At 69.7% G+C, this 6439-nt stretch carries 7 protein-coding genes and 2 pseudogenes; 3 read left to right on the forward strand and 6 right to left on the reverse strand.

Features of this window, described 5'->3' with window-relative positions; genetic code table 11:
• On the forward strand, positions 1-264 hold a 264-nt coding region (locus tag ABZ260_RS44150; RefSeq protein ID WP_355629973.1), incomplete at its 5' end, for a glycine cleavage T C-terminal barrel domain-containing protein.
• On the opposite strand, the gene ABZ260_RS44155 is transcribed toward ABZ260_RS44150, so the two are convergent.
• From ABZ260_RS44155 to ABZ260_RS44170, 4 genes and pseudogenes are all read right to left on the reverse strand, one after another.
• Positions 251-961: a VOC family protein gene (locus ABZ260_RS44155; RefSeq protein ID WP_355629976.1), complete on the reverse strand. Its 711-nt coding sequence runs from the start codon at positions 959-961 to the stop codon at positions 251-253. The genes ABZ260_RS44150 and ABZ260_RS44155 overlap by 14 nt on opposite strands.
• An 81-nt stretch (positions 962-1042) precedes the next feature.
• Positions 1043-1541: pseudogene (locus ABZ260_RS44160) on the reverse strand (Tn3 family transposase); the annotation flags it as partial.
• 45 nt (positions 1542-1586) lie between these two features.
• A pseudogene (locus ABZ260_RS44165) lies at positions 1587-1703 on the reverse strand (dienelactone hydrolase family protein); the annotation flags it as partial.
• On the reverse strand, positions 1704-2378 hold the full coding sequence (locus tag ABZ260_RS44170) for a type 1 glutamine amidotransferase domain-containing protein (protein WP_355629979.1): 675 nt from the start codon (positions 2376-2378) through the stop codon (positions 1704-1706).
• A gap of 69 nt (positions 2379-2447) precedes the next feature.
• Here ABZ260_RS44170 and ABZ260_RS44175 point away from each other — a divergent pair, with 69 nt between their 5' ends.
• Complete coding sequence (locus ABZ260_RS44175) at positions 2448-3317, forward strand: LysR family transcriptional regulator (RefSeq protein ID WP_350922441.1); 870 nt, start codon at positions 2448-2450, stop codon at positions 3315-3317.
• A gap of 139 nt (positions 3318-3456) precedes the next feature.
• The gene (locus ABZ260_RS44180) at positions 3457-3996 is read left to right on the forward strand and encodes a hypothetical protein (protein ID WP_355629982.1); all 540 of its coding nucleotides are present in this window, start codon (positions 3457-3459) and stop codon (positions 3994-3996) included.
• Here ABZ260_RS44180 and ABZ260_RS44185 read toward each other — a convergent pair.
• Positions 3941-4732 carry an arginase family protein gene (locus ABZ260_RS44185; protein ID WP_355629985.1) on the reverse strand — a complete coding sequence of 264 codons (792 nt, stop codon included), beginning with the start codon at positions 4730-4732 and terminating at the stop codon, positions 3941-3943. The two genes, ABZ260_RS44180 and ABZ260_RS44185, sit on opposite strands and share 56 nt — an antisense overlap.
• A gap of 354 nt (positions 4733-5086) precedes the next feature.
• Positions 5087-6271 carry a hypothetical protein gene (locus ABZ260_RS44190; protein WP_355629988.1) on the reverse strand — a complete coding sequence of 395 codons (1185 nt, stop codon included), beginning with the start codon at positions 6269-6271 and terminating at the stop codon, positions 5087-5089.
• Between the last annotated feature and the right edge of the window lie 168 nt (positions 6272-6439).

Here is a 6439-nt window from a genome sequence, read left to right on the forward strand (position 1 = left end):
GCCCCCTGCCTGACGATGGACCGCCCGGTGATGGCGGGGAAGGAACCGGTGTTCGCCCACGGCGCCCCGGTCGGCTACGTCACCAGCGCCGACTACGGCTTCACGATCGGCACGGCCACCGCCTACGCCTGGTTGCCGCCAGCGCCGGCCGTAGCCTCTCAGCGCCTGGAGATCGAGTACTTTGGCGAACGGCCTGCCGCCGTCGTCGCCGAGGAGCCGTTGTACGACCCGCGGATGAAGAGGCTCCGCGTCAGCGCGGGGTGAGGACGCAGAACTCGTTGCCCTCCGGGTCGACGAGGCACGTCCACGGGACGTCGCCCTGGCCGAGGTCGATGTCGGTGGCGCCGAGAACCCGCAGCCGGGCCACCTCCGCCGCCTGATCGTCACCGGGGTACGGCCGGAGGTCGAGATGGACGCGGTTCTTCGCGGTCTTGGCGTCGGGCGTGCGGAGGAACTCGAGATACGGGCCGACGCCCTTGGCGGAGCGCAGCACCGCGTGATCGTCGGTCACCTCGTGCAGGGTCCAGTCCACCGCCTCGCCCCAGAACCGGGCCATGGCCCGCGGATCCGCGCAGTCGACCACCACCACGGCCATCGGCCCGGTGTCCCGGTAGATCTCCCGAGGCTCCAGCACGCAGAACTCGTTGCCCTCCGGGTCGACCAGGACCGTCCACGGAACGTCGCCCTGGCCCACGTCGGCGGGCGTCGCACCGAGATCCCGGAGGCGCGCGACCAGGTCCGCCTGATGGGCCGCAGAGGTGGTGGCGAGGTCGATGTGCACCCGGTTCTTCACCGTCTTGGGTTCCGGGACGGCGATGATGTCCAGGCAGACGGCGACGGGATCGGGATAGGTGAAGCCCTCGGGTTCGAGGTTGGTCACGCCCGGTTCCTCGCTGGAGATGGTCCAACCGAGCGCCTCGGCCCAGAACCGGCCGAGTGCGGAGTCATCCCGAGCATTCATCGCAATCTGAACAAGTCGCAACGCCATGCCGCCGATCCTATGCCCACGTGGATGAACCGCGAGGAACCGCGCACCTTCGGCTCAACCGGCGGTACCGGGCAGGTCGGGGACTTCGCCGAGCCGCCGAAGGCCTTGGGCGGGTGCGGAGGCGGTGATGGCGTAGCGGCCCAGGAAGTTGCTGTGGGCGTGGTCGAGCGGACTGAGGCGGGACATCCTCGTTCTTGACCGGGACACCCTCGGCGCGGAGCTGGTCGACGGCCGCTGACAGGTAGCGGGTGTTCCACAGCGCGACGGCGTTGACGACCAGGCCGAGCGCGGCCGGCTGGTCCTCCTGGCCCTCGCGGTAGGGCTGGCGGATCTGGCCGCCTCCGCCGTGGCAGATCTTCCGGGTGAGCCGGTGGCGGGACTCCTGCACGGTGAGCTGCTTGTTCAGGCGCCGGTGGTAGGTGTCGTCGATCGGGTCGAGGATGCCGAGCAGGTGCAGGGTCTTGTCGATGCGCCCGTACTCGGCGAACGCCCGCCCGAGCGGGGTCGGATTCCCGTTGCGGGAGAACATGCGCAGCAGGTCGTAGGCGGGAAGCTCCACCCCCGGCGCCGCGCGGTGATAGAAGTCCGGCGCGACCGCCAGGTAGCCGAGCGCCGCGATGCGCTCGGCCACCTCGCGGATGTCGGCGGTGACCCCGAACAGCTGGTGCGTCACGATCACGCCAGGATACGAGCCAGGCGTGCGTGGCCTGGCCACTTAGGCGCGCATATCGCCCAGCCTGACCTCGGACAGCAGCCCGACGACCGCCTCGGCGGCGTCGCGGGCCGAGGCTGGGTTCTGGCCGGTGACCAGGCGGCCGTCCACCACCACCTGGGCGGCGAAGCCGGGGCCTGGCACGTGGGTGGCGCCTTCTGCGGTAAGCCGGTCGGCCAGTAGGAACGGCACCACGGACGTCAGCCCGACGGCTTCCTCCTCCTCGTTGGTGAAGGCGGCCACCCGCCTTCCGGACACCAGGGGCGAGCCGTCGGAGAGAGTGACCCCGGCCAGCGCCGACGGCCCATGGCAGACGGCCGCCACCACTCCGCCATTCTCGAAGATCTCCCGAGTCAGCCGCGACAGAGCGAGGTTGTCGGGAAAGTCCCACATGGTGCCGTGGCCCCCTGCGAAGAAGACCGCGTCGTACGCCAAAGGGTCAAGGGTGTCCACGGCAGGAGTCTCACCCAGGCCGGACAGGAACCGGCGCTGCGCGGGGTCTGCAGGGTCGTCGCCGTCGCGCGGCGGCACTCCGCCTCTGACACTCGCCACGTCCACCTCGTGGCCTGCGGTGGTGAAGACCTCCCACGGATGCGCGGCCTCCGACACATAGAAGCCGGTCTTGCGTCCGGTGTCGCCCAGGGTGTCGTGGCTGGTCAGAACGATCAGAATTCTCATGCCCCGAGCATGCCTCCGGCGACCCATCACCCACCAATAGCACGGGCTCTGGGTATCATCAGTTTTCTGATGAGTTTGTCGTACGACCTGCTCCGCACGTTCCTGGCCGTCTACCGGGCCAGGTCGGTGACCCGCGCCGCCGAGCTGCTCCAGCTCTCCCAGCCCGCTGTCACCGCCCAGATCAGGTCGCTGGAGCGGGCCGTGCGCAGGCCGCTGTTCGAACGGGTGGCACGCGGCATGGCACCCACGCCCGCTGCTGACGAGCTGGCCGCACGGCTCGCAGGGCCGCTCGACGCTCTCGACGAGCTGGTGATGGGCGATCTCGGCGAGCCTGCTGAGGTGTTCGGCCGCACCGTCCACCTGGGCGGCCCTGCCGAGCTGGTCTGCGCCAGGGTGCTGCCGTCGCTGGCCGCGATGGTGCGCGAGGGCCTGCGGCTGCGCGTCACGCTCGGCCTGCCTGAGCAGCTGCTCGCCGCCCTCGCCGACGGCAGCCTCGATCTGGTCATCTCCAGCGTGCGGCCGCGCAAGGCCGGCCTGCGGGTCGAGCCGCTGTGCGACGAGGAGTTCGTGCTCGTCGCCGCTCCCGGCTGGAGTTTCGGGCAGCTGGACGGCGCCCCGCTCGTCGCCTACGCGGAGAACCTGCCGATCCTGCGCCGCTACTGGCGCACCGTCTTCGACACCCGGCTCACGCGAAACCCCGCGCTGGTCGTTCCCGACCTGCGCGGGGTGCTGGCCGCCGTCGCGGCAGGAGCGGGGGTCACGGTGCTGCCGCGCTACCTGTGCGCGGCCGAATTGGCCGATGGGCGGCTCCTGGCCCTCCTGGAGCCGGAACTGCCGCCCATCAACACACTCTTCCTCGCCTCTCGCGCCGGGACCCGCCATCCGGCGGCGCAAGCCGTACACGGGCACCTGCTGCTGCAGGGCCGCACCTGGTCCTAGAGGATGGCGCGCCCTGGTCGGTGGTTTGTTGACATAGGGCTGATATCGCAGTGAGCCGGTGGATAGGGATGGTCGCTGCTGTTCGGGGGTGGTCGTGATGGCGACCGCGCGACGTCCGTGTCCACCAGCGCCGGGTCCGTTGGAAGAGTACGCGACCCGGTTTGATGATCTGTGGTGCTCGCTCGCGCAGCGCCGGGGGTTCCGTGAATATCTGGCCGGGCTGTTGCTGCCGCGCGATCGGAACAAGACGCACCAGGGCTCCTGGGCTCCGGTGGATGAGGCGCACACGCCGATCGACACCGCCGGTGAGCTCGTGCGGCGTGAGTGGGAGTTAGTCGGCAGCACGATCGAGTACCACCGGGCGCAGATCCGCAAGACGTACGGGACGCGGCCGGCCGATGAGGTGCGCTCGGTGGAGATCGATCGCGGCCGGTTGGCCGATGCGGTACGGCGGCGATGCCGCAGTGAGGGCGTGGAACCGCCGACCGCGCGGGTGGCCGCCTCAGCGGTGCGCCGCTTTGAGGAGGCGTTCGCCGCCGGCGTGGCCGAGTGGCTCGGCGTAGTGGCGTACGGCCGTCCTCAACATCAGGGCGGGACTGTACGTTTCGGCTCTGTCGCGACCATCAGCGCATCAGCACAGCCCCCAGCCGACGGATCACCTCGGCCTCGCCGGGGTTGACGTCGTCACTGGACGGCGCGTGCTCTGTGATGGCTGCCCCGATGATGTCGTTTACCTGGGAGACGAGGTCGATCAGTCGCTGCGGCTGCACGCCGTTCGGCTCCGGGTAGCAGGTCGCGCCGAAAGCAGTGGGCTCCAGGACGTCTAGGTCGATGTGTACGTACACGGGACCGCGTAGACCGTCCAGCACACGCTCCAGGTCATCGACGCCGTACTTGCGCAGACCAGTCTTCGCGAGGTACTCGTGCTCGGACACGTCGCCCGCCCGCTCTCCGGCGATGATCACTTGCTGTGGTGCCAGCGGCTGCTCCGGCGTGAGGCCTGCCGGCCCGTCTCCGAGCAGCGCGCGCACCACCATCCCGTGGAAGGCACCCGATGGCAGGGACTGCGGGCTGTAGACGTCCGGATGTGCGTCGATCCACAGCACCGTCAAAGCGTCCCCATAGCGAGCGTGGGCAGCGGCGATAGGCGGGATGTCGACTGCGCAGTCGCCGCCGATGGTGATCACCCGGTCGTCGATACCGGCCAGTGCCTTCTGCGTCAGCCGCTGGTTCTCCACGAGCGCGTCGAACGCGCGGATCCCGGCGACCTTTTCCCCACCGGTATCAAGCACCGGCACGGTCACCACGGCGTCGGCCGGAACGAGTCCGGCGGCGCGGCGAGCACCGGCCATCAGCCGCGGCGCCTTGCTCGACGCCGAACCTTGCCATTGCGGTACGCACAGCACGGTCGTCATGCGGCGACTCTATGAGACGCCAGGATTAAAGATCCAGGTCGTTCTCATGCTTTCATCACCGAATTTTCACCAAATCGTCCTGATGACAGGAATTAGCCCGCTCTCTCACCGGCCGTCGATCCCCGATGAACAGGAATCACGGTCAGGCGCAGCCGGCCATCTGACGGGGACACCCGGGCCGCGCCCCATCAGGTCTGCGTGTTCAGCTGGAGGCGCCCTGTGCTCCCGGCCCGGTGGTGGCGGCTCAATCGCCGGGCGGATCAGGAAACGCGCCCTGGGCGGAGGCTTCGGCGGCATGGTCTTTGGGGAGGCCGGTGTCGGCGGTGACAAGGAAGACCCCGCCGGGGTCGGCGGTTACTTGGTGATGGCGTTGAGCAGGTAGCGGCGTTGCTGCTCGGTCAGGTCACCGATACGGCGATTGGCGTCGATTCCGCCTACCGTCAGGAGCCTGGCGATCTCGACAGGGCTGTGGCCGGGCAGGATGGATAGGAGCCATCCGACCCAGGCGTTTTTGACGGCGTCGTCGGTGCGGGCCAACACCTCGGTCAGGGTCATCCGCCCGGCGATCACCGCTTCGCGCAACTGAGCCTGGGTCAGCGGAGTCGGCACCTGCGGGGTCGGCGGCCGGGCAGAAGGCGTGGGAGCGGGTGAGGCGGGTGCCGTATGGCCGGCGACGTGGGGCCGGTGCCCGGTTTGCGGGTGGTCTTCACCCAGTACGCCGTGCGTGGCGATCAGGAGGGCGCCCCCGGTGACGGCGACGCCTGCGGCGACGGTCAGGTGGCGTTTGGACAGTCGACCGCCCTCTTGGCCGGCGGCGGCAAGTCTGAGGCCGACGATTGCGGTGCGCAGCAGCACACCGGTGACCATGCCGAGTAGGAGCGGCACGATCTGGCCGGGCAGCGGGGCGATGGTGGCGATCAGAATGCCGGCGGCCGGGCTGAGGCAGGAGACCACCAGCCACGGAGCCAGGCGCTGCCTGGCCATGTCCAGCAGGGCGGCCAGGGCCAGTCCTTCGCCGGCCGAGTGGACCATGAGGGCGATGACGACCACGGCGGAGGCGGTCAGTGCCAGCGTCGCGCCTTCGATCGCCCGGTGCAGGGTGAGGGCGGCCGCGGTGCCCATGCCGCCGAACAAGGCGGCGTCGACGGCTTCCTTGACACGGCGGTGCAGGCCGGGCGCGTGCCTGCCACCGACCGGCCTGGATCCCCCGTGCCCGTGCCCGTGCCCGCAGCCTTTGCGGGTGAAGTGGGTGATCACCAGGAAGCCGAACACGATGGCCAGCCCGACCGCCCACAGGGGTACTCCCGTTTCAGCCGCATCCCGCCAGGCGTCGGGCAGCAGGTCGACCAGGGCGGTGATCAGCATCATCGCCGAGGCGATCGCCAGCCACACCGTCACCTTCGCGGAGTTACGCCGGGCCAGCCACGCCCCGGCGAGCGTGGACAGCGACATCAGCAGCACCGCAGCCCACGCGCCGGCACCGGGAGATGCTCCCTGCAGCACCGGTCCCAGCGCCGGTGTCCCTTCGGCCATCAACATGTCTCACCACCTCTTATCGGGATTGGATCGCAGAAGAGTTTTTTCGAACCGGCCGGCGGGTCGTTCAGCGCTCTTCGGCGGCGGGGCCACCTGCAGGCATGCCCGTCGGCGTGTCGCCGGACGGGTGCGATGCCGATTGCGCTGGAGGCCGCGGCCAAGGCCAAGGAC

It is taken from the genome of Streptosporangium sp. NPDC006013, from assembly GCF_040614275.1.
GTDB lineage: Bacteria > Actinomycetota > Actinomycetes > Streptosporangiales > Streptosporangiaceae > Streptosporangium.